This window comes from Novosphingobium sp. LASN5T (assembly GCF_003856955.1).
In the GTDB taxonomy this organism is placed as follows: Bacteria; Pseudomonadota; Alphaproteobacteria; order Sphingomonadales; family Sphingomonadaceae; genus Novosphingobium.
This window is the reverse complement of the sequence record NZ_RQSI01000004.1, coordinates 39720-62272: the sequence shown is the minus strand read 5'-3', so window position 1 is coordinate 62272 and position 22553 is coordinate 39720. Positions and strand designations below refer to the sequence as shown.

At 67.9% G+C, this 22553-nt stretch carries 18 protein-coding genes; 6 read left to right on the top strand and 12 right to left on the bottom strand.

Going from position 1 to position 22553, the window contains the following annotated elements; translation table 11 throughout:
• From EH199_RS04635 to EH199_RS04580, 12 genes are all read right to left on the bottom strand, one after another.
• Positions 1–2490 carry a circularly permuted type 2 ATP-grasp protein gene (locus EH199_RS04635; protein ID WP_124808104.1) on the bottom strand — a complete coding sequence of 830 codons (2490 nt, stop codon included), beginning with the start codon at positions 2488–2490 and terminating at the stop codon, positions 1–3.
• Positions 2490–5906: a DUF2126 domain-containing protein gene (locus EH199_RS04630; protein ID WP_124808103.1), complete on the bottom strand. Its 3417-nt coding sequence runs from the start codon at positions 5904–5906 to the stop codon at positions 2490–2492. The genes EH199_RS04635 and EH199_RS04630 overlap by 1 nt, the downstream gene beginning before the upstream one ends.
• 233 nt (positions 5907–6139) lie before the next feature.
• Positions 6140–7294, bottom strand: a complete 1155-nt coding sequence (locus EH199_RS04625; RefSeq protein ID WP_124808102.1) for an aminotransferase class I/II-fold pyridoxal phosphate-dependent enzyme — start codon at positions 7292–7294, stop codon at positions 6140–6142.
• 28 nt (positions 7295–7322) lie between these two features.
• Positions 7323–7910 (bottom strand): NTP transferase domain-containing protein, encoded by a 588-nt coding sequence (locus tag EH199_RS04620; RefSeq protein ID WP_190287128.1) that lies wholly within the window; start codon positions 7908–7910, stop codon positions 7323–7325.
• Positions 7903–8901 carry an XdhC family protein gene (locus EH199_RS04615; protein ID WP_124808100.1) on the bottom strand — a complete coding sequence of 333 codons (999 nt, stop codon included), beginning with the start codon at positions 8899–8901 and terminating at the stop codon, positions 7903–7905. The genes EH199_RS04620 and EH199_RS04615 overlap by 8 nt, the downstream gene beginning before the upstream one ends.
• Positions 8902–8932: 31 nt before the next feature.
• Positions 8933–9475 (bottom strand): cytochrome C, encoded by a 543-nt coding sequence (locus EH199_RS04610; protein WP_124808099.1) that lies wholly within the window; start codon positions 9473–9475, stop codon positions 8933–8935.
• Between the two features lie 44 nt (positions 9476–9519).
• Positions 9520–10062 (bottom strand): methylamine dehydrogenase light chain, encoded by a 543-nt coding sequence (locus EH199_RS04605; protein WP_124808098.1) that lies wholly within the window; start codon positions 10060–10062, stop codon positions 9520–9522.
• A gap of 49 nt (positions 10063–10111) precedes the next feature.
• On the bottom strand, positions 10112–10714 hold the full coding sequence (locus tag EH199_RS04600; protein WP_124808097.1) for a methylamine utilization protein MauD: 603 nt from the start codon (positions 10712–10714) through the stop codon (positions 10112–10114).
• 4 nt (positions 10715–10718) lie between these two features.
• A complete protein-coding gene (locus EH199_RS04595; protein ID WP_124808096.1) occupies positions 10719–11294 on the bottom strand; it encodes a MauE/DoxX family redox-associated membrane protein in 576 nt (191 codons plus the stop codon).
• The gene (locus tag EH199_RS04590; protein ID WP_124808095.1) at positions 11291–12475 is read right to left on the bottom strand and encodes an amine dehydrogenase large subunit; all 1185 of its coding nucleotides are present in this window, start codon (positions 12473–12475) and stop codon (positions 11291–11293) included. Before EH199_RS04590 ends, EH199_RS04595 begins: the two co-directional genes overlap by 4 nt.
• A 120-nt stretch (positions 12476–12595) precedes the next feature.
• Positions 12596–13735 carry an MFS transporter gene (locus EH199_RS04585; RefSeq protein ID WP_124808094.1) on the bottom strand — a complete coding sequence of 380 codons (1140 nt, stop codon included), beginning with the start codon at positions 13733–13735 and terminating at the stop codon, positions 12596–12598.
• Positions 13736–13840: 105 nt separating this feature from the next.
• Positions 13841–14476: a TetR/AcrR family transcriptional regulator gene (locus EH199_RS04580; protein WP_124808093.1), complete on the bottom strand. Its 636-nt coding sequence runs from the start codon at positions 14474–14476 to the stop codon at positions 13841–13843.
• A 300-nt stretch (positions 14477–14776) separates the two neighbouring features.
• On the opposite strand from EH199_RS04580, the gene EH199_RS04575 reads away from it, so the two are divergent.
• The 6 genes from EH199_RS04575 to EH199_RS04550 all read left to right on the top strand — a co-directional run bounded on the left by EH199_RS04575 (position 14777) and on the right by EH199_RS04550 (position 22533).
• Entirely contained in the window at positions 14777–15238 is a 462-nt protein-coding gene (locus EH199_RS04575) for a (2Fe-2S)-binding protein (RefSeq protein ID WP_124808092.1), read from the top strand.
• Entirely contained in the window at positions 15235–17478 is a 2244-nt protein-coding gene (locus tag EH199_RS04570; RefSeq protein ID WP_124808091.1) for a molybdopterin cofactor-binding domain-containing protein, read from the top strand. Before EH199_RS04575 ends, EH199_RS04570 begins: the two co-directional genes overlap by 4 nt.
• Before the next feature lie 211 nt (positions 17479–17689).
• Positions 17690–19534 carry a quinohemoprotein amine dehydrogenase subunit alpha gene (peaA, locus tag EH199_RS04565; protein WP_124808090.1) on the top strand — a complete coding sequence of 615 codons (1845 nt, stop codon included), beginning with the start codon at positions 17690–17692 and terminating at the stop codon, positions 19532–19534.
• Positions 19531–20985, top strand: coding sequence for a quinohemoprotein amine dehydrogenase maturation protein (peaB, locus tag EH199_RS04560; RefSeq protein WP_124808089.1), 1455 nt, complete (start codon positions 19531–19533; stop codon positions 20983–20985). Before peaA ends, peaB begins: the two co-directional genes overlap by 4 nt.
• Positions 20982–21311: a quinohemoprotein amine dehydrogenase subunit gamma gene (gene qhpC / locus EH199_RS04555; protein ID WP_124808088.1), complete on the top strand. Its 330-nt coding sequence runs from the start codon at positions 20982–20984 to the stop codon at positions 21309–21311. Before peaB ends, qhpC begins: the two co-directional genes overlap by 4 nt.
• Before the next feature lie 94 nt (positions 21312–21405).
• Positions 21406–22533, top strand: coding sequence for a hypothetical protein (locus tag EH199_RS04550; protein WP_223806472.1), 1128 nt, complete (start codon positions 21406–21408; stop codon positions 22531–22533).
• Positions 22534–22553: the final 20 nt, after the last annotated feature.

The following is a 22553-nucleotide window of genomic DNA, read 5'->3' as shown; positions in this document are numbered from 1 at the left end:
TCATACCAGCAGATTGCTGCGCACCACGGGTTCGGACCGTTCGAACTGCAGGAAGTATCGCGCGGAAATCGCTTCGGACAGAGTCAGCAGGCGCCGTTCCGTCTCGCCCAGCAGGCGGTCATCGACGGCATCGATCGTCAGGCTGAGGAACGGCGCGAGCGCGGCGCGCGTTTCGCGCAAGGGCGCTTCGGGCAGGTTGTCCTCGCCAAGCGCCGGCAAGGCGGTGACATGCGCGGCCAGCGTCTGCAACTGGAACACCAGCGACCGCGGATTTTCCGCATCGAGCAGCAACAGGTCCAGCACCGGATCGCGCAACGGCACGCTGAGATAGCGCGACCGGTAGGTGATCTGGCTGTCGCACAGGTCCAGCAGCGCGCCCAGCGCATCGGCTTCCGGCAGCACGCCCAGCTGGCGCGTCATCCGGCAGACCGCGAGCGCGCGTTCCAGCCGCCGGCCGATGTCGAGGAAGCGCCAGGCCGGCCCGCGCACCATGTCCTCCGCGCCCAGTCCGGCCAGCGCGCCGAACCGTTCCACCAGTTCCCGCGCCACGCGCAACAGGGCGCCGGGGCGGTGCGAATCCAGCTTGGGCATCGGCCGGCTGGCGATGCGCCAGAAATCGGGCGCGAACCGGTCGCGCAACGACAGGCCGACGCTGCGGATATTCCCCAGCAGCGTGCTGACGCTGCCCGGCAGCCCGCCATCGCCCAGCGCGATGCGGCAGGCCTCGTGCGCGGACAGCTTCTGGTCCTTCGCCCGGATCGCGCCCCACAGGAACAGCAGCTCCACGAGCTTTTCGCGCACGGCGGGGTTGATGCCCCCGCCCGCATCGACCTCGATCGAACTGCCCAGGATCGAGCGGACGATCCGCACCGTCATTTCCGCGCGCTCGCAATAGCGGCCGAACCAGAACAGGTTGTCGGCCGCCTGGCTGGCGAGGATGCCGCCGCCGCGCCGGATCGCCGGGGCATCGCCCAGGGTGGTCGATCCGTAATCCGGCACCGCCGCCGTATCGACCACGCAGACGTCGGCCGAGAGATCACCTTCGCCCATCAGCGAGGTGAGCAACCCGCCGGAGGACGCGAGCCGCGCGAATCCGCCGGGCATGACGGTCCATTCGCCATCCGGCCCGCGCGCCACGAACGCGCGCAGCGTGAACGGGCGCGGCTCGAACCGATCCCCCACCAGCGCGGGCGTGGTGGAAAGATGGACGATTTCCTGCCCGCAGTAGTCCATCGGACGCCGCTGCATCGCATCGAACAGCAGGTCGCGCGCGGAAGGGGAAAGGCTGGCCCCGGCTACGCCGCACCCGTCCTCCAGCCCCTCGACCGGCTGGCCGAACGCCGGCGTGATGACGAACTCGTCGAACCGCGCGCGCACGATGTCCGCTTCCACCGGCTGCCCGCACCACCATGTCGCGATGTTCGGCAGCAGCGGCTCCTCGCCCAGCAGGGTGCGGCACAGGCGCGGCATGAACGCGGCGAAGGCCGGTGCCTCCAGCAGTTCGACGCCCGGCCAGTTGGCCATCTCCAGCCCGCCCGAAGCCCAGGCATCGAACATGTCCGGCACGCCGATGGTCGAGCGCGCATCGAAGCTCAGCGGATCGAGCGCATTGGTGTCGATCCAGCGCCAGACCGCGTCGATCCGCTTCGGCCCGGCGATCGTGCGGATATAGAGCCGATCGTCGATCACCGCCAGATCGCGCCCTTCCACCAGCGGAAAGCCCAGATAACGCGCGAGATGGGCCTGTTCGGGATAGCTCTGGTTGAACCGGCCGGGCGTGAGCAGCGCGATGCGCGGGCTTTCGCGCTGGCAATCGCGGGCAATTCCCGCGCGCAGATCGCCGAAGAAGCGCGCGACGCGCCGGGCGTTGATCTCCGACAGCAGCGTGCCGGTGCCGCGCGACAGGGCCAGGCGGTTCTCCAGCGCATAGCCGATGCCGTTGGCCAGCCGCAGCCGGTCTCCCAGCACGCGCCACTGCCCGCGCGGCCCCCGCGCCAGATCGACCGCATAGACATGCAGGTAATGATCGGCGCGCGGCTTCAGCCCCACCATGTTGCGCGCGAAATAGCGGCTGCCCGCGATCACGGCGGCGGGCAGGAAACCATCGTCCACCAGCCGCTGCGGGCCATAGATATCCGCCACAAGCTGTTCGAGCAGCCGCGCGCGCTGGATCAGCCCGCGTTCCACCTCCGCCCATTCCTGCGCGCCGATCAGCAGCGGCATCGGCGTCAGCGGCCATTCGCGCTCCTCGTCATCGCCGGCGATGCGGAAGCTCATGCCCATGTCCTGGATCTGGCGCGCGACCAGTTCCTGCACCGAAAGGCCCGATTCCGCCGCCAGCGTGGACAGGCCGTTGGCCATGGCCACCCACTTTTCGGCGACATCGCCCGAGGCATGGCGAAACAGGTCGCCCGCGTCGACGTCGACCGGGTAGTCCTGCAACCGGTTCGTGGCCGGGGCGGGCGGCGCTGCGTTCTCGACCAACGCCATCAGATCAGATGCGCGGGACGCCTGAGATCGAGCGACATCGGAAACTCCCCTGCTGCTTCCTCGGCCGGAATGGCCTGGCTGCCCGGCGAATGGCCGTGATCCTGGAAGCGCGCCTTGCGCCGGGCTTCCGCTTCATAACCGTTGACGGGCACGGTATCATAGTTCCGCCCGCCCGGATGCGCCACATGATAGACGCATCCCCCCAGCGAACGGCCGTTCCACGTATCGAGGATGTCGAACGTCAGCGGCGCGTGGGCCGGCATCATTGGGTGCAGGCAGTTGGCGGGGAACCACGCCTTGTAGCGCACCCCGGCCACGGCCTCGCCCGGAACGCCGGTCGGCTGCAGGGGCAGCCGCCGCCCGTTGCAGGCGATCACGTGGCGGCCCGGCACCAGCCCGCTGGCGCGGATCTGCAACCGTTCGGTCGAACTGTCGACATAGCGCACCGTGCCGCCGATCGCGCCGGTTTCGCCCAGCACGTTCCACGGCTCCAGCGCGTGCGCCACTTCAAGCTGCACGCCGCCGCCCTCGACCGCGCCGTGCACCGGGAAGCGGAACTGGCGCTGTGCCTCGAACCACACCGGATCGAAATCGTACCCCGCAGCGCGCAGATCGGCCAGCACGTCGAGGAAATCGGCCCAGACGTAATGCGGCAGCATGAAGCGGTCGTGCAACTGCGTGCCCCAGCGCACCAGCGGTCCGTCCTGCGGCTGCTTCCAGAACCAGGCGGTCAGCGCCCGCAGCAGCAATTGCTGCGCCAGGCTCATCCTGGCGTCGGGCGGCATCTCGAACCCGCGGAACTCGACCAGGCCGAGCCGACCAGTCGGGCCATCGGGCGAAAACAGCTTGTCGATGCAGATTTCGGTGCGGTGGGTATTGCCCGTCACGTCGACCAGCAGGTTGCGGAACAGGCGGTCCACCACCCAGGCGGGCGGTGGTGGCTGGTCCGGCCCGTGATTCGGATTGGGAACCTGCGCCAGCGCGATCTCCAGTTCGTATAACGCATCGTGCCGCGCTTCGTCGATGCGCGGGGCCTGGCAGGTCGGGCCGATGAACATGCCCGAAAACAGGTAGCTGAGCGCGGGATGGCGCTGCCAGTAAAGCACGAAGCTCTTGAGCAGGTCCGGCCGGCGGATGAACGGCGAATCGAGCAGGGTCGGCCCGCCCAGCACGATGTGGTTGCCGCCGCCGGTGCCGACGGAGCGGCCATCGACCATGAACTTGTCCGCCGTCAGCCCCACCTCGCGCGCGCATTCGTACAGCGTTTCGGTGATGTCCACCGCTTCGCGCCACGATTTCGCCGGCTGGATGTTCACTTCGATTACGCCGGGATCGGGGGTAATCTTCAGCACCGTCAGGCGCGGATCGGGCGGCGGGGGATAGCCCTCGATCCGCACTGGCACGCGCGTTTCCTCGGCAACCTGCTCCACCGCCGCGATCAGGTCGAGATAATCGTCCAGCGATTCCACGGGCGGCAGGAACACGGACAGATAGCCGTCCTTCGGCTCCACCGTCAGCGCGGTGCGGACCGCGCCTTCGATCGCGACCTGCTCGATCCGGCGCTGCGCCGTGCCCGCCGGGCCTTCGACCGCGATGCTGGCCTGTTCGGCGGCGGCTTCCGCCGGGGTCGCCGCGTCGCGCACCTGATGCCCGCGCTCCGCCACTTGCGCGCGGAAATCGGCCAGCGGCTCGCGCGGCTCGGCGGTGTCGCGCGGGTGGATATAGGGATAGTCGGACGGCGGCACGAAAGGCAGCGATCCCAGCGGCAGGCGATAGCCCAGCGCGCTGTCACCCGGCACCGCATAGAGCGCGCCGCGCCGCACTTTCCAGCGCTCGCTCTGCCAGCGCGTCACCCGCGATGGCGCGGCGTGCCAGCGCTGCACTGGCAGGACATAGCCCACGGGCCTGGTCAGTCCGCGCTGGAACGTGCGCATGAAGCGCTGCCGGGCTTCCGGATCGTCCAGCTGCGGATCGGTGGGGCTGGTGTTGGCGGGAAGCTCCGCCTCTTTCACGATCCATTCCACCGCGTCTTCATAGACCGGCTGGACGAACTCCTCCTCCACCCCCAGATTGCGCGCGGCCGTGGTCAGGAACACGTGGGCCATCGCGGCATCGGGTTGCGGCGCCCCGGCCTCGGCCTCCGCATCAGCCGCCTGCGCCTGCGGCAGACTTTCCCCGGCGATCAGCGACGGATCGCGCCAGATCGGCACGCCATCGGCGCGCCAGTAGATCGAATAGCCCCAGCGCGGCAGGCTTTCGCCGGGATACCACTTGCCCTGCCCGTGGTGGAGCAGCGATCCCGGCGCGAACCGTTCGCGCAGCAGGCGGATCAGCCGGTCGGCATAGGCGGCCTTGGTCGGACCGACCGCCGCGCTGTTCCATTCGGGTGCCTCGAAATCGTCCTCGGCAATGAAGGTCGGCTCGCCGCCGATGGTGAGTCGCACGTCGCCCGCGGCCAGATCGGCGTCCACCTTGTCGCCCAGCGCGAGCAGGGCGTCCCAGCGCGCCTCGGTGAACGGCTTGGTGATCCGCACCGCTTCCTGGATGCGCGAGACTTCCATCTCGAACCGGAAGTCCGAATGGACCGGCTCCATCACCACGCCTTCGATCGGCGCGGCGGAGCGGTAGTGCGGCGTCGCGCAGAGCGGAATATGGCCTTCGCCCGCGAAGAGGCCCCAGGTGGCGTCCAGCCCGATCCAGCCCGCGCCGGGAACATAGACTTCCGCCCAGGCGTGCAGGTCGCAGATGTCCTGCGACACGCCCTTCGGCCCGTCGACCGCGACCACATCGGGCGTCAGCTGGATCGAATAACCCGAGACGAACCGCGCAGCGAACCCCAGGCGGCGCAGCAACTGCACCAGCAGCCACGCCGAATCGCGGCACGATCCGGTGCCGATCTCCAGCGTTTCCTCGGGCGACTGCACGCCCGGCTCCATGCGGATGACATAGCCGACGGTCTGGTTGACCGCCTGGTTGATCTCCACGAGAAAATCGATCGTGCGGCCCTGATGACCCCGGAAGCGCTTATACAGCGCATCGAACAGCGGGCCTTGCGGTTCCGTCTCGAAATAGGCGGCAAGATCGGAGGCCAGCGCGGGGGCATAAGTGTAGGGGTATTCCTCGGCGTATTCCTCGACGAAGAAATCGAACGGGTTGATCACCGCCAGCTCGGCCAGCAGGTCCACCTCGATCTGGAAATGGTCCACCGGCTCGGGAAACACGATCCGCGCCTGCCAGTTGCCCAGCGGGTCCTGCTGCCAGTTCAGGAAGTGGTTGGGCGGGCTGATCTTCAGCGAATAGTTGGGCACCGCCGTGCGGCTGTGCGGCGCGGGTCGCAGGCGGATGACCTGCGGCCCCAGCATGACCGGCTTGTTGTAGGAATAGCGCGTGAGGTGATGGAGACCCGCCTTGATCATGGTTGGGGACAGTGCGCCAAACAATGCTGCACCGCAACACGTAATGCCGCCGTCACGGGCAAAAATCGGGGCTTGTCGGTTTTGCGAACGTAGGAGCGCAGAAGGCCCACCCCGCTGCGACTAGCGCCGCCTGCGGCGACGCAAGTCTCGCTCCCCTCCCGCTTGCGGGAGGGGCTATCCCTTCTTCTCCCCTCCCGCTTGCGGGAGGGGCTGGGGGTGGGAAACCTGCCCCCTCAGGCCGAGACGGCGCGCGCTTCCGCCGTGCGCGCCGCGAACCAGGGCCGCATCCGCTCGATCGCGTCGATCACGCGATCGGTCGATACCGCGAAGCTGATGCGGATGAAGCGGTGCTCCTCCACCGGATCGAAATCGATACCCGGCGCGGTGGCGACGCCGGTTTCCTCCAGCAGGCGGATGCAGAAGGCCAGGCTGTCGTCGGTCAGGTGGCCGATGTCGGCATAGATGTAGAACGCGCCATCGGGCGGGGCGATGCGGCCCAGCCCCATGCCCGGCAGCGCCGCCAGCAACAGATCGCGGTTGCGCGCATAAGTGGCGACATGGCCTTCGAGTTCGTCGCGACAATCGAACGCGATCAGCCCGGCGTGCTGCGCCAGCACCGGCGGCGTCAGGAACAGGTTGCCCATCCGCGCCCGCGCCTGGTCCACCAGCGCGGCGGGCACCACCACCCAGCCCAGCCGCCAGCCGGCCATGCTGAAATACTTGGAGAAGCTGTTGACCACGATCGCCTGGCGGTCTTCGGCCAGCATCGACACCGCCGGCGCGCCATAGGTGATGCCGTGGTAGATCTCGTCCGAGATCACGCGGATGCCCTTGCGGCGGCAGACCTCGGCGATCGCCGCCAGTTCGGCGGGTTCGATCACCGTGCCGGTGGGATTGGCGGGGCTGGCCAGGATCAGCCCGTCGGGGACCGGGTCCAGCGCGTCGAGCGCGGCGGCGGTCACCTGATAGCGCTCCGCCTCGCCGCAGGGCAGTTCCACCGGCTCCATGTGCAGCGCGCGCAGGTTGTTGCGATAGGCGACATAGCCGGGCCGCGCGATGGCGACGCGCGCGCCGGGATCGAACAGCAGCGACAGCGCCAGCACCAGCCCCGGCGATGCCCCGCAGGTCAACACGATCTGTTCGGGATCGATCACCGCGCCACAGGTTTCCTGATAGTGCCGGGCGATCCGCGCTTTCAGCTTCGGGCTTTCCCAGTAGCCCATGGGATCGGTATCGAGCACATGGTGCGCGGCGGCGATCGCTTGTTCGGGCGCGCCGGTGGAAGGCTGGCCGAATTCCATGTGGATGATCGAACGCCCCTCCGTGCCCAGGCGATGGGCGATGCGGCTGACGGCAATGGCGTGAAATGGCTCTAGGCGGGCGGTCATGCCCTGCCGACTAGCACGGCCCCCCGCATCACAGAAGGCCGGACCGCAAAAGACTCTGGGCGCGCGCCAGGTCTTCGGGCCGGTCCACGTCCAGTTCCGCCCCCGGTGGCAGCGGCAGGCAAGGCGCGTCCGCCAGCAGCGCGCCCGCGCCCCGGTCCCCGGACAGGGCCTCCAGCGCGCCGAAGTGCCTCGCGCCGAACAGAGCCGGCGGCATGCGTTGCCCCCCCGCGCCGCTGGCGATGCGGTCCCCGTCGAACGCCGAAACCAGCGCCGCGGCATGGGCGGCCGGCACCAGCGGCATATCCGCCAGCGCAATCAGCACACCGCGTGCGCCCGCTGCCCGCGCCGCCGCCACGCCGATCGCCAGCGAGCGGGATTGCGGCGCGTGGGGAGAATCGAGCGGCAGGGTCGTCCAGCCGAGCGGAGCAAGGGCGGGCGTATCCTCGCGCACGACGGCAAAATGCTGGGCGAAGGGCAAGCCGGCCAACATGGCGGCCGCATGGAAGGCTACAGGCCGTCCCTCCAGATCCGCGTCCAGCTTGGCTCCACCGAACCGCGTGCCCCGTCCTGCCGCCAGCAGGATGACCGCGATGCCCGCAAAATCCGGATCAGCCACGCAGCGTGGCGGTCGGGTCGGCGGCGGCTGGTTGCGCCCTGGCGGTCGTCCATTCGACACCGCCGGCGCAGGCCTGATAATCCTGCACCACCTCGCCCAGGATCGACAGCGCCAGAGTGGCCGGATCGCGCGTGGACGGAATCAGGCCGATCGAGCCGCGCAAGGCATCGATCCGCGATTCCGGCACGCCTGCCGCGCGCAGCATGTCCACCCGCGCGCGGTGTGTCCGCCGGCTGCCGATCGCGCCGTGGTAGAAGGCCGGCGCGGCCAGCGCGCGCGGCAGCAGAGCCTCTTCCCAATCGTGGTCGTGGAACAGAAAGACGATCGCCGTCCACGCATCGCTTTCGAAAGCGACTTCCGCCGTGCGCGACGCCATCGGATGGACCGCCATCGCCCCGGCGGCTTCCCGCATCAACGGATCGCGTTCGGGCGCATGCGCGATGACCTCGATGCCGAACGCCATGGCCAGCCGGGCGAGCGCAGCAAGGTCTTCGCCCTGCCCCACCGCCACCAGCCGCAGTGGCGGCACGTAGTGCTGCACAAACGCGTCCGCACTCCATCCTGCCGGGGCATCGGCCACGGCAGGCGCGGCCCCCGCGACGCCGAGCGCGAGCGCCATCGGTTCGCGTCGGGCCAGCGCCCCCAGCACGGCCACGATCGATCGCGCATCGCGGCAGGGCGTGAACAACAGGTCGATGCCCCCGCCGCAAGGCAGGCGGATATCGATATAGGGCGATCCGGAACCATAGCGGATGACCCGCCCCTCGCCGCGCGCCAGCACGTCCAGCGCCTCGGCGATCACCGCGGCCTCGATGCAACCGCCCGAGAACGAACCGGCGTGGCGGCCATCGGCCAGCACCGCCATCTGCGTGCCAATCGCGCGCGAAGACGTGCCCTCAATGCCCGCCAGCGTCACCAGCACGCCATCGATTCCGTCGGCCGCGCCGCGCACCAGCAGGCGCAGGATGTCGATGGGGGTGGGCGCGATCATCGGCGCCGCTTACCACATTCCCGAGCCCGGGTCACTTGGTCTCGCCCGGATAGAGCAGGCCGAGCGAGGCCGGCGCGCGGCACTTGCGGATCGCGTCGGCGGCATGGCGGGCGCGTTCGGCGGTCAGCGAGGCCGAATCCATCACCAGCGGCCGTTCGCGCGTCACTTCCGCGCCCGTGAACGGCCTGGTCCCCGGCGGCACGCTGCCCGCGCCGATCACGAAGACCACGTAGTTCATCATGTCCGCCAGTTCCGCGTTATCCTTGATCCGGCTGTGCGCGATATTGGGCAGGCGCAGCAGATAGGCGCGCGATTGCGGCGTGCACATGAACCAGCCGACGCGGCCGAACAGTTCGGGCAGCGGCGCGGGCGCGGATTTGCCCTGCACCCCATGGCAGCCGGCGCAATGCTCGACATAGTCCGACCGCGCCAGTTCCGGATCGACCATCACCTCGGCCGGGGTGAGCTGGGGCGTACTGGGCTGGGCCGGCGTCGCGCGCCCGTCCGCGCGCCCGACGGCACAGGCCAGCGCCAACAGCGCCAGGCAGAAAACGGGCCAGGAACGAAACGCCATGCCGCCAATATCCCTCTGCGCGGTCCGTTCGCGCAATCGCCCGGTCAGGCCGGGCCGACAAGCACGGCGGTGGAGCAGTGGTATTCCATGCTGCTCGTGCCGAAGCACCAGATCACGTCGTTGTTGAGCTGCGGCACGTAGAGCTGCGTCTCGCGATCGGTATTGTTGCAATCGCACTGCATGCAGTACGCTTTGCCGCAGCAATCGCGATAGGCGATCAGGTAGGACTTGCCGTCATCGGGATTGACGCAGGTGCCCACCCACGAAACCGGCGAAGGTTCCGCGCCGGGCGGGCAGGTGTGGATGCCGCCGCCGCAGCAGGTGCAGAGCGAACCGTCGATCGCGCAATAGCGCCAGTAATCGCACTTGGTGTTGTCCTTGCTCTGCGCCACGCGGGCGAAAGCGGTCTTGCCTTCGCCCGACCGGTCAGGCTTGGCCGCCTCGGCCCGGCTGACCGGCAGCAGCGGAAACACCGGGGCGGCCACCAGCGCCGCGCCCAGCCGCGCCAGGATGCCACGGCGCGAGGTGCCGCCCGCGAAACGGCGAAGCAGCGTTTCGCCCATGGCGTCCGCATCGAACTTCTTCATGACCATGCCCCCTTGAAATTGTCCGCGCGGGCCAGCCGCGCCACAGCCATCACGCCACTTCCGCCTTCAGGCTTCCGATATAGTCCTGCACCGAACGGACGCCCATCTCGTGCGCGATCACCAGGCTCTCCAGGTGTTCGCGGCTGTTGACCAGCCCCTTGGACAGCACCGTGCCATCGGCGTCGAGCAGCACCGCGTAAGGCAGCTTGCCCACCTCGAACGCCTGCCCCACGTCCGGCCCGTTGATGAACTGGTACGATCCCAGGCCGTGCTGTTCGATCATCCCGCGCTGCACCGCCGGATCGTCGTCCCCCACGAAGATCAGCTGCACGCGCTCGTCGCGCGCGAACGACTTGGCCATCGGAATCAGCCCCTTGCACAGCGGGCAGGCGGCCGACACGAACATCAGCAGGCGCAGCGCCGATCCGGGCGCGGCGCCACCGACGGTCACCGCCGCGCCTTCGAGCGTCCGCGCCGGAATGGCGGCCGATCGCGCGCCCACCGAAGGCCCGCCCGCCGTGGTCAAAGCCCCGGCCGGCGCCACGCGCATGTGCAGCACGCCCACCTGCCGCGCCAGCGCCAGCACGGCAACGACGAGCGCGAGGACCACGCCCCACGAAATGACCTGCGAAACGATAAGCGCCGTCAGCATGGGCTCACCTCCGTTTGATTCCAGCGTTGACTCTGGCCGCGACGGGCGAGACAGCCAGCGCGGCGATGGCGTTGAACAGCAGATAGAAAACGAACAGGCTGAGGCCGCCCGCCAGGGCGGTGGCCAGCTCGAAGCCGGTGGACGGCAGCGCGGCGGGCAGGCGCAAGGCCGCCAGTGCCATCAGCACCACATTGCGCGCCACCAGCGGCCAGCCCAGCGTCTGGCGCAATTGCGACCGCCCGCAGCCGCAGTCGATCGAGCGCCGCCCGCGCCCGATGTTCACCGCCATCGCCGCTGCGAACAGCCCGAGCAGGAGCAGCGCCGGCACCACGGCCAGGCGCGGCCCGCCCGCCAGCAACGCCACCCCCAGCACCAGTTCCGCCCACGGCAGCACCGCCGCCACGGGTGCGACCAGCACATCGGGCAGCAGCCGGTAATTGGCGATCACACCGGGCAGCACATCGCGATGGAGCAGCTTCGACAGGCCCGCGTGCACGAAGACCAGACCAGTGCCGAACGCGCCGGCCAGCCCCGCGACGCGCAGGCCCGATACCGCAAGATCGGCGGCGACAGCGCTCACCGCGCGTCCGTAACCGTGATCACGCCGCTGCCGGCACGGTCGAGCTTGAGCGTTTCGTCCCAGGTCTTCAGGTCAATCACATGGACCGTACCACCCTCGCCGCCCGAATACATCAGCTTGGGCGCAGCCTCCTGCGTCACCTCGATCGTGGTAGCCGGATCGGTGATCGGCACGCGCTTCACCACTTTCTTCGCCGCGAGATCGACGTCCCAGATTTCGGTGCCGCCGGCCTTGTGCGTCCAGTATTCGCCTGGGTGCATCAGCACGAAGAGATGGCCGGACGCGCGGTGGAGCGCCATCGGCTGCCCCCCGCCGGGATACCAGTTGACGTCGAGCGGCTTGGTGTCGCCCGCGCGCAGCCCGGCCGCCACCTGGATCGAGAAGGGCTCGGAAACCGTCGGCGCCGCCGCCATCTTCGCGGTATAGATCTTGCCGGTGTAGGACAGGAAAACCGCTTGCTGCTTCGTCTTGTCGTAGATCAGGTTGTCGAAGATCGGATCGTCGGTCGCCGAAAAGAACGGAGCCGAATGGGTGATCGCGGGCTTCGCGGCACCCGCCGTGACCGTTGCCAGCGAACCATCGGCGCAGAGCGCGGAGAAGCCGGCGCCGGGATTGGGGATAAGGCTGGCGCAGCCGGGCAGCTCGATCGCGCGCAGGAACTTGCGCTTTTCCAGATCGACCACGCTGACCGACGACGCGGGGCTGAAGTTATAGACGAAACCCAGCTTGCCGTCGTCGCTCAGGATGAAGTCCTGCTTGCGGCCGCCGATCAGCAGGCGGCCGGGAATCGGGATTTCGGCCTGCAGCTTGAGATTGGTCGAATCATAGACCGTGACCATGTCCTGCCGCGTGCCGCGATTGCCCTTGCTCCAGATCGTTTCGGCCACGTAGTAGAACTTGCCCGCCGGATCGATCGCCATGTCCGCCAGAAGCGCCGTCTGCACCAAACCCAGCATCTTGCCGTTGCCGGTGTCGTAGATCGCGGTGCCGGGGAACACGAAACCCCGGTTCACGAAAATCCAGCCCGGCTTGGGCGGCGTGATCGCGGCGACGTCCGACTCTTCAGGCTCCGTGGGATTGGCGGTGTCGGCCAAGGCCTGCGGCGCGTCGATCACCGACAGCGCGAGGCAGGCGGCAAGCGTCGGGATGGCGGAAAGCATGCGGCTGGCAATGGATTTCATCTGACCTTGACCCCCTTCGGTTGCGACGGCCGATGCGGCGCCTTCACCATGCGCCTTGCCCCCGCAAGATAGCATGGCGCTGCGTCGTCGGGTGAAGGTTTGACGCCCGTCCAGTTTTAGTCAAGCGCCTATAGGGGCTGGCGCGCCACCCTTTTGAGGACTCGCGCCGGTCGCACCCGCAAATCCGGCGCGGACCGCCCAGCCGACCGAGACCAGCCCTCCCGTCAGGGCCAGCGCCACGCCGATCAGCAACCCCTCGCGCCCGAACAGCGCCATCATCGCCGTTCCCAGCAACGGCCCGGCGATCAGCCCAAGACTGTGCGTGCAGGCCACGAACACGCGAAAGCGCGAATCCCGGCTCGACGCCGTCGCCAGCCCGGAGCATCGGATGATGATCGCGGTGGAACCGATGTTGAGCAGCACGATCGACGCGACATAGGCGCCGTCCGCCCCCGGCACCGTCAGCACCACCGGCGAAGCGAGCGCCAGCCCGGACAGCAGGGCGGTGACCGGCAGCGGCACCAGCAGCCGTTCGCGCATCACCGCCACCGCCGTCAGCGCGCCGACGACGGAGCCGATCGCCACGGCCTGCCCGATCGTGCGATCGGCGATACCCGCGCGCGTGGCCAGCGCGGCCGAGAAGCTCCACACCAGCATCGTCGAACAGATGAACCAGAAGGTTGCCGCGGCCAGCGCCCAGCCGGCGACCGGCACCGCGCTCCTTCCCGCGGCGATGCCGGACGGGCTATCGATCATCGATGCCGACCGCACGAACGGCACCAGCACCACCAGCGCGAGGGCCGGTACCAGCGCCATAGCCATCAGCGCGGTTTTTGCGCCGGCCGCCAGCATCAGCTCGGGCAAGGCCAGCGAAACCAGCGTCGAGAGAATGAGCTGGGTCAGATAGACCGCGCCATAGGCCTTGCTGGGGCGGTGCGCGGCATAGGCCGCCATGGTGGTGGCATAGACCACCCCCATTGCCAGGCCATAGCCGGCGCGGCACGCGAGAACGGTCGCCAGGCTGCCGGCCAGCGCCGTTGCCAAGCTGCACAGGAATGCCAACACGGCCGCCGCCACAACGCTTCCTCGGGGCAGGACCGGCCCCAGCCACCAGACCGTCAGTGCGCCCAGCGCGGAGCCGGCCTGGGTAAAGCCCACGACCAGCCCGTGCGCCTCCAGCGGCACGGGCCGCGCATCGCTCAACACCGTCAGGTAGATCGGATCGATTCCGGGTTGCAGGCATCCCAGCGCGGCCGCCATCGAGGCCGCCCCAACACCCCTCCCGATGATCGCCCTGTTCCGCATCCGGCACACTCACAGCCCTGGGGTCAGGACCCTTCTGTGCCGCGTGCTGCTTCGCGCGCCTTACCGAAGGCCGGAAATCTGTTCCGGCGTTATCGTTCTGGCGAGATCGACCAGCGCGCGGGCGGCTATGGTCCGAAACGCCATCATCTTCGCGGCCCACGGTTTTTCATATCCGAGGAATGGCGTAGTGCCTTCCATCGACGCGCTGATATAAAGCGCCACCGTGTGCACCTGATCGGGCGACAGCCGGGGATTGAGCAGCGCTACGTATTCCCCGATGAAATCGTGGACCCCCTGGTAAAAGGCCCGGACCCGATCCGCGATGAATTCGTTCTGGTTGGCCAGCGCCCACAGTTCGGTGAACAGCCGCGTGGTGCGCTTGCCGGCGATATCATCCAGGCAAATCTCGATCAGCAGGCGCAGCCTTTCCTCCGCCGGCAGGTCGGGCTGGCGGACGCGGTTCTCCAGCAGCTTGTCATAGCTTTCCAGCAACTCGTCGAGCAGGATCTGGATCAGCATTTCCTTGCGCGGGAAATGGTAGCTGACGTTGCCCACCTTCATCCCGCATTCGGCGGCGATACGGCGGATCGTGAACGCGCCCGCGCCTTCGTCGATCAGCACGGTCAACGCGGCCTTGAGAATGGCGTCGACCGTCTCGGTCCCGCGCGTATAGGTTCCCGGCCGCGTGGCTATCATGTGGGCGACATCGCTTGCCATTGCACCCGGCCTAACACTCCTGAACGTGGGTCGCCAGCCCGACTGCCCCGCCCAACCCTTTTTATCCCGCGCGCGCAACGGCGCTTGACGGATACTTGATGCCTGTCCAATATTTAAGGCGTTTTCAAGCCAATTTCTTGAAACCGGACAACAAAGGTTTCCATCCCGCCAGCGTTCCGCGTTACGGAATATCTGTTTGGCAATGGTGCATCCCGTGCGCCCGGCTTAACAGGTGCGCGGGATGATAATATCCGCGCGATCAAGCATGAAGGACTGCCGATGGCCATTTCGCTGACCGTCAACCGCAAGAAGCGCGTCGTCGACGCCGAAGCCGACAAGCCGCTGCTGTGGGTTCTGCGCGAGGATCTGAATCTGCCCGGTACCAAGTTCGGCTGCGGTGCGGGCCTGTGCGGCGCCTGCACGGTGCTGTTGGACGGCAACGCGGTGCGAGCGTGCCAGACGCCGATCGCCGATGCGGCGGGCAAGCAGATCACCACGATCGAGGACGTGGCCTCGCTGCCGGTGGGCAAGAAGGTGGTCGATGCGTGGGTCGATCTCGACGTGCCGCAGTGCGGCTATTGCCAGGCCGGACAGATCATGTCGGCCACGGCGCTGCTGACGCAGACGCCCAAGCCCACGGCCGAGGACATCGAAGGCGGCATGAGCGGCAACATCTGCCGCTGCGCCACCTACCTGCGCATCCAGAAGGCGATCCGCAAGGCGGCGGGAGTGGCGGCATGAGCATCGTGAAGGATCGAGAAGCCGCCGGCGCGGCACTGAGCCGCCGGTCGTTGAACCGCCGCTCGTTCCTCGCCGCGTCGCTCGCGGGCGGGGCGGTGCTGACCTTCGACGCCCGCATCGCGCTGGCGCAGGCGGCTGGCGCGGCGGGCGAACCCGTCCTGCTCACCGCGTTCATCCGCATCAACGCGGACAACAGCGTGACCATCGGCGCCAAGAATCCCGAGATCGGCCAGGGCGTGAAGACCATGCTGCCGATGCTGATCGCCGAGGAACTCGACGTGGCGTGGAACCAGGTCCGCATCGAGCAGACCGACGCCGACGACAAGCGCTATGGCCTTCAGGTCGCCGGCGGCAGCACCGCGACGCCGAACAACTGGCTTCCCATGCGCCAGGCCGGCGCGGCCGCGCGCGCCATGCTGGTGGCGGCGGCGGCCAAGCAGTGGGGCGTCGCCCCGGCGTCGCTTTCGACCGAAGCCGGCAAGGTGATCGACAAGGCCGGCGGGCGCAGCGTGCCCTATGCCGCGCTGGCGCGCGAGGCGGCCGGCATGCCCGTGCCCGATCTCGCCACGGTGCCGCTCAAGCCGGCGGATGCATTCCATATCATCGGCCAGCCGATGCAGGGCGTGGACACGCCCAAGATCGTCAAGGGCACGCCGCTGTTCGGGATCGATACGCACCTGCCCGGCATGCTCCACGCCGCGCTGGTCAAGTGCCCGGCGTTCGGCGGCACCATCGCCCGGATCGACGATGCGGCCGTGCGCGGGATTCCGGGCGTCGTCGCCGTGGTACCGGTCAACAGCGGCCTTGTCCCGCCGGGGCAGCAGGATGCCGTCGCGATCGTCGCCGACAGCTGGTGGAAAGCCAGCAAGGCGCGCGAAAAGCTGGTGGTGGCGTGGGACGATGCCGCGCAGAAGCAATTCTCGACCGCCGGCTATGCGAAGCAGGCCGCCGATGCGCTGGGCGCCGCGCCGCAGGCCGATCTGTTCAAGGCTGGCGACGCCGACAAGGCCCTGGCCGGCGCGGCAAAGACCGTGACCGCCGACTATTCCTATCCCTTCCTGGCCCACGCCACGCTGGAACCCCAGAACTGCACCGCGCTGTGGACGGCGGACGGCAAGCTGGAACTGTGGGCGCCGACGCAGAACCCGGGCGCCGGGCGCAAGGAAGTGGCCGCCATGCTCGGCATCGCGCCCGAAGCGATGACCATCCACATGACGCGTATCGGCGGCGGGTTCGGCCGCCGGCTGATGAGCGATTACATGGTGCTGGCGGCGCAAGTGGCGAAGGGCGTCCCCGGCCGGCCGGTCAAGCTGCTGTGGGACCGCACCGACGATCTGCGGCACGATTACTATCGCCCCGCCGGCTGGCACCGCTTCACCGCCGGCCTCGATGCCAAGGGCGCGCTGATCGCGTTCAAGGACCACTTCATCACCTTCGGCGCGGACGGGAAGCCGATCCGCGCGGCGGAAATGAGCTCCACCGAATTTCCCGCTCCGGTCGTGCCCGATGCCCATCTGGGCGCGACCTATCTCAAGACCAACCTGCCGACCGGCTGGCTACGCGCGCCGACATCCAACGCCATGGCCTTCGTGTACCAGGGCTTTCTCGACGAGGTGGCCGAGGCCGCCGGAGTCGATCTGCCCGAACTGATGCGCCGCACGCTGGGCGAACCGCGCGAACTGCCGACCGAGCGCAAGGGGCTGGTGTTCCACACCGGCCGCGCCCGCAGCGTGATCGACGCGGTGTGCAAGGCCGCGAACTGGACCGGGCGCACAGGCCCCGCCAAGGGCGCGGGCGATGCGGTCAAGGGGCGCGGCTTCGGCTTCTATTTCAGCCATCGCGGCTATTTCGCGGAAGTCGTCGACGTCACGGTCTCGGGCGGAACTTCGGTGAAGGTCGACAAGATCTGGATGGCGGGCGACATCGGCAGCCAGGTCATCAACCCGCTCAATGCCGAGCACCAGTCGCAGGGTGCGGCGATCGATGGTATCGCGCAGGCGCTGGTGTGGCAGCCGGTGGTGCAGGAGGCGGGCGCGATCACGGCCGACAACTTCGGCGATTTCCCGCTGCTGCGCATCGATGCCGTGCCGCGCGATGTCGCGATCACCTGGGTGAAGAGCGATTTCCCGCCCACCGGACTGGGCGAACCGGCCCTGCCGCCGGTCATTCCGGCGATTGCCAACGCCATCCGCGCCGCCACCGGCAAACGGCTGCGATCCCTGCCGTTGCAGTTGACCTGATCGCGGCCCGAACGCCGCCCGTCAGGACAGCTTCCAACATCCGAAAGGCGTGTGATTCCAACCGGATCACACGCCTTTTTTCGCATCTGCAAAAAAGATGGGCGGCGCTGCAACAAAGGCGTTGACCAATCTTGGACAAGCGTCAAGCTTGCTCTCGTGACCCGCGCTCGAATCGCGCCGCTTCCGGTCCAATCAGGGGGATTTCGCGAGCATGGCCTACCCGGATACCGAGTCCCGTCCACACGACGCGCAGGATGCCGCCGCCAGCCCATCCTGGCGGGCCGCGCTGGCGACGCGCCTGTCGCTGCGCCCGCTGCTGCTGGCGGGCCTGTGCACCGCCACCGCCGTTGTCGCGCAGGCCGGGGGCATGACCGGCGGCGTGGCTGGCGGGGCGGACAAGCCCGAAAGCGAGGAAGGCATCCCGGTCACCGATAGCCTGACCAAGGAAAAGTGCGGCGCCTGCCACACCGCCGACGCGAAGGGCAATCTTTCGCGCATTTCCTGGCTGCGCACCACGCCGGAAGGCTGGGCGCAGGCGATCAAGCGCATGGTCAAGCTGAACGGCTTGCAGATCACGCCCGAGGAATCGCGGCAGGTGGTCCGCTATCTTTCGAGCAGCCACGGGCTTGCCCCCGAGGAAGCAAGGCCGGTGATGTACCTCGTGGAGCATCGCATCCAGGACGAGACCAACATCCCCAGCGAATCCCTGCGCGGAGCCTGCGCCACGTGCCACGCCTTTGCCCAGCCGCTTTCCTGGCGACGGTCGGGCAGCGAGTGGAAGCTGCTGCAGGATTTCCACGTCGCGCTCTATTCGCAGGCCGACGTCCAGTATCGCCGCCCCGCCACGGACGAACCCGGCGCGGTCTTCGGCCAGCCGACGCCGATCGTGACCAAGCCCGGCGCGACGCCGGTGACGCAGGGCCAGATCGCGCTGGACTATACGCGCAAGGTCGCCCCGCTACACACGCCCGAATGGACGCAATGGAAGTCCCGGATGCAGGATCCGCGCCTGGCCGGCAAATGGCTGGTCAGCGCCTCCGCCCCGGGCAAGGGCCGGTTCATCGGCACGATGACCATCGGTGCCACGGCCGACAGCGACGAATTCAAGACCGGCATCGCGCTGCGGTCGCTGACCGACGGATCGACGCTGAGCCGGACCGGCAACGGCATCGTCTATGCCGGCTACAGCTGGCGCGGCCGCTCCGCGCCCTCGGCCCAGCCTTCCGCGCCCGATGCGCTCGACAATCCGACGCGCGAGACCATGTGGTTCTCGCCCGATCGCAAGAACGCCGAAGGTCGCTGGTTCTGGGGGGAATATCAGGAATTCGGTTTCGACGTGAAGCTGGTTCGCGCAGACGGCAGCCCGACGATCGGCGCTGTCTGGCCCAACGCGATCAAGGCCGGCACCAGGGGGGTGGACGTCCACATTTTCGGCGATAGCCTGCCGGCTGCGCCGACTGCGAAGGATATCGACCTTGGCGCCGGGCTCGCGGTGACCAGGGTCGTCACCGCGAGCCCCACCGAAATCGTCGTATCGGTCGATGCCGCCCCCGGCGCTGTCGCCGGCGTGCATGATGTTTCGGTGGGGAGCGCGGTGCTCGCTTCGGCCCTGCCGGTCTATCGCAAGGTCGATTACCTGAAGGTCACGCCCGACACCAACCTGTCGCGGCTGGGCGGCGCGCACTTCGCCAAGGGATACGCCCAGTTCGATGCCGTGGGCTTCGACAACGGCCCCGATGGCAAGCCCAACACCGCCGACGACGTGAACATCGGCCCCGTCGCCGCCGACTGGAGCATCCAGGAGTTCCAGTCGGTCTGGTACGATGACGACAAGGCCTATGTCGGTTCGATCAGCCAGAAGGCGCTGTTCACGCCGAACGTGGACGGACCGAACCCACAGCGCAGCGGCAATCGCAACAACTATGGCGAGGTCTGGGTGGTCGCCACGGCCAAGGCCGAAAAGGACGCCCAGGGCAAGCCGCTGACGGCCAAGTCCTACCTCGTCGTCACCGTTCCCGCCTACAAGCGCTGGGATCAGCCGGAGGTTTCGCAATGACGACCATGCTGGCCCACCGCTACCGGCGCGGCGAACTTCACGAATTCCGCTCGTCCGACACGGACTTCATGTACCTGGTTTCGGCGGGCGCGATCTTCGCGCTCGACGAAGGCACCCGCGCCGTGCTCGATCTGCTCGACGAGGGCGAGATGAGCCACGCGGAACTGGCCACGGCGCTGGCCGGCGCGGGCCATTCCCCGGCGGACGCGGAGGACCTGATCCGCGAATTGCGGCAGGTCCGCGCGATCCATTCGGAACAGGTCACCACCGCGCCCGCGCCGTCCGCCCCGCCGGCGGACTATCCCCTGCAGGCGCTGGTGCTCAACGTCACCAACCAGTGCAACCTGGCCTGCACCTATTGCTACGAATTCGGCGCGGACAAGATCGCCACGCCCGCCGGCAAGCCGAAGTACATGGCGCTGGAAACCGCGAAGTCCTCGGTCGATTTCCTGCTGGCCGGATCGGGCAACCGCGAAGCGGTGCACATCACCTTCTTCGGCGGCGAAACGCTGATGAACTTCCGCCTGCTGCGCGATGTGGTGGGCTATGCCAACGAGCAGGCGGCGGCGCAGGGGCGCAAGATCACCTTCAGCCTGACCACCAACGCCACGCTGCTGACCGACGAGATCATCGATTTCCTGTCGGACAACGCGATCGGCGTCACCGTCAGCATGGACGGCCCGGCGGAAATGCAGGACGCCCGCCGCGTCTACAAGAGCGGCAAGGGCAGCTATGCGGTGATCGAGCCGCGCCTGCGCAAGCTGATCGCCCGTCACAAGACCCGCGCGATCACAGCGCGCGTCACCCTGACGGCGGGGGTCACCGACGTGATCCGCATCTACCGCCATCTCAAGGACGACATCGGCTTCCACGAAGTGGGCTTCGCGCCGGTGACGACCGCGGGCGAGGAGCGCGAATATTCGCTCAACGGCGATGACATGACCGGCGTCCTCGCCGGTTTCCATGCCCTCGCCGACGAATGGCTGGACTATGCGCTGCAAGGGCGGATGCACGGCTTCACCAACGTCAGCGAAACGATCGGCGAACTGATCCAGGGCACCAACAAGTCGCACCCGTGCGGCGCGGGCCTCGGCCTGCTGGGGGTGAGCCCCTCGGGCGACCTTTCGCCCTGCCACCGCTTCACCGATGCCGATACGCACACCCTGGGCCACATCTCCACCGGGATCGACCAGGGCAAGCGCGAGGACTTCCTTGCGCGCGGGCACGTTCAGGCCAAGTACGAATGCCAATCGTGCTGGGCGCGCCCGCTCTGCGCCGGCGGCTGCCATCACGAGGCCTTCGTCCGCTATGGCGATACCGGCCACGCCAACCTGCATTATTGCGACTGGATCCGCCAATGGACCGACACGTGCCTGAAGATCTACGGCACGCTGGCCGTGCGCAACCCCGGCTTCCTCGAACGCTTCGCTGAACGAAAGGGCTTGTCATGAAGCATCTCAAGCCGATCAATAAGAAGGCCCAGAAGATCGAAGAGACTATCACTTCGGTTGATGAAGACGTCGTCGCGCTGCAGCAGCAGCCGCGCCCACACGTACCGATGGGGTGCACCCTGTCGTTCTCGCCGGGGTGGGAAGTCGATGCCGGGGGCGGCACGGCGGGCCTGTGCCAGCCGGTCGAGCGCGACATCTACGATTGCTATGTCACCTGCTTCTGGCCGGTGCAGGTGCCCGACCACGTCAATTATTCGCCGGACTGGGCGAGCAATTGCGCGGCGGCAACGAAGGACTGGCGCAATCTCGATCTCGTCTTCCCGTGAGCGGGCGCGCCCGCGCCTGCCACGCCGAACCCTGACCATCCGGGGCGGACCTGCCGCGTTCCTGCGGCGCGCCCCTTCGAGGAAGAGAAGCACGATGAAGCAGCTTCGTTCCCTGCCCCGCCTGAAAGCCCTGATAGCGAAAGCACGGGTGGCGCCGGCACTCGTTACGGCGCTGGCCGCCGCGGCGCCCGCCCATGCCGGCACGATGATGATCGGCACGTATCCGGACAAGCTGTTCACGATCGACGACACCAACGGCGCGATCACCGACCGCATCCAGCTGCAGGCGGGCCTGCCCACCTCGCTGCGCCTGTCCAACGACAAGGCGAAGATCTACGTCACGACGATCACCACCAGCGGGATCGTGGTGCTGGACAGCGCCACGCGGCGCATCCTCAACCAGTTCAGCCTGAACACGCCCACCACCAAGTACCGCTTCATGGGCGGCGTTCCCGATCCGACGGGCCGCTGGTATTACACCCAGCTCATCCGCTTCGACAAGGAACCGGACCGCTACAAGGTTAGCAAGCCGCTCTACGCGGTGATCGATCTTCAGCAGAAGAAGGTCGCGCGGACCGTGGAAATCGATCCGCAGGACGATACGCTCGGCGGCTTCCGCCCCACCTTCGCGCTCTCGCCCGACGGCAAGACGCTGTACAAGTTCGGCGACAAGGTGCTGGTGATCGATACGGCGACCCTGAAGGTCAACGAGCGGCTGGACCTTGCCAAGCCGGAAACCACGGGCATGGAGAACGTGGCGTTCGGCGGCGGCGTGGAAGCGTTGCAGAATCCCAACGAGTTCGTCTCGCTGTTCAACGCTTCCGACCCCTATGTCCACGCCAAGATGTTCGGCATCGGGCGCTTCAACCTGACCAACCGCACGTTCGATTTCACCCCGATCGGCCCGGTGCCCACCGGCATGGCCGGGCTGGAAGTCACGCCCGACGGGAAGGACGGCTATACCGTCGTCACCAACGGCACGCTGGGCAACAAGCGCTGCGAATTCTGGCACTTCGACATGGCCACCAACAAGGTGATGGAGAAGGCGGAATTCCACTGCCGTTCGCGCTTCTCGTTCGGCATCTCGGCCGACGGGCAGAAGCTGTACATCCACGGCGCCAGCTATGACATCGAGGTGTACGACGCCAAGACGCTCAAGTACGAACGCACCTGGGATCTCGGTGCCGATGCCACCATGGCCGGCCTGCTCCACCTGAAATAGCGGGACGACGATGACAGGAC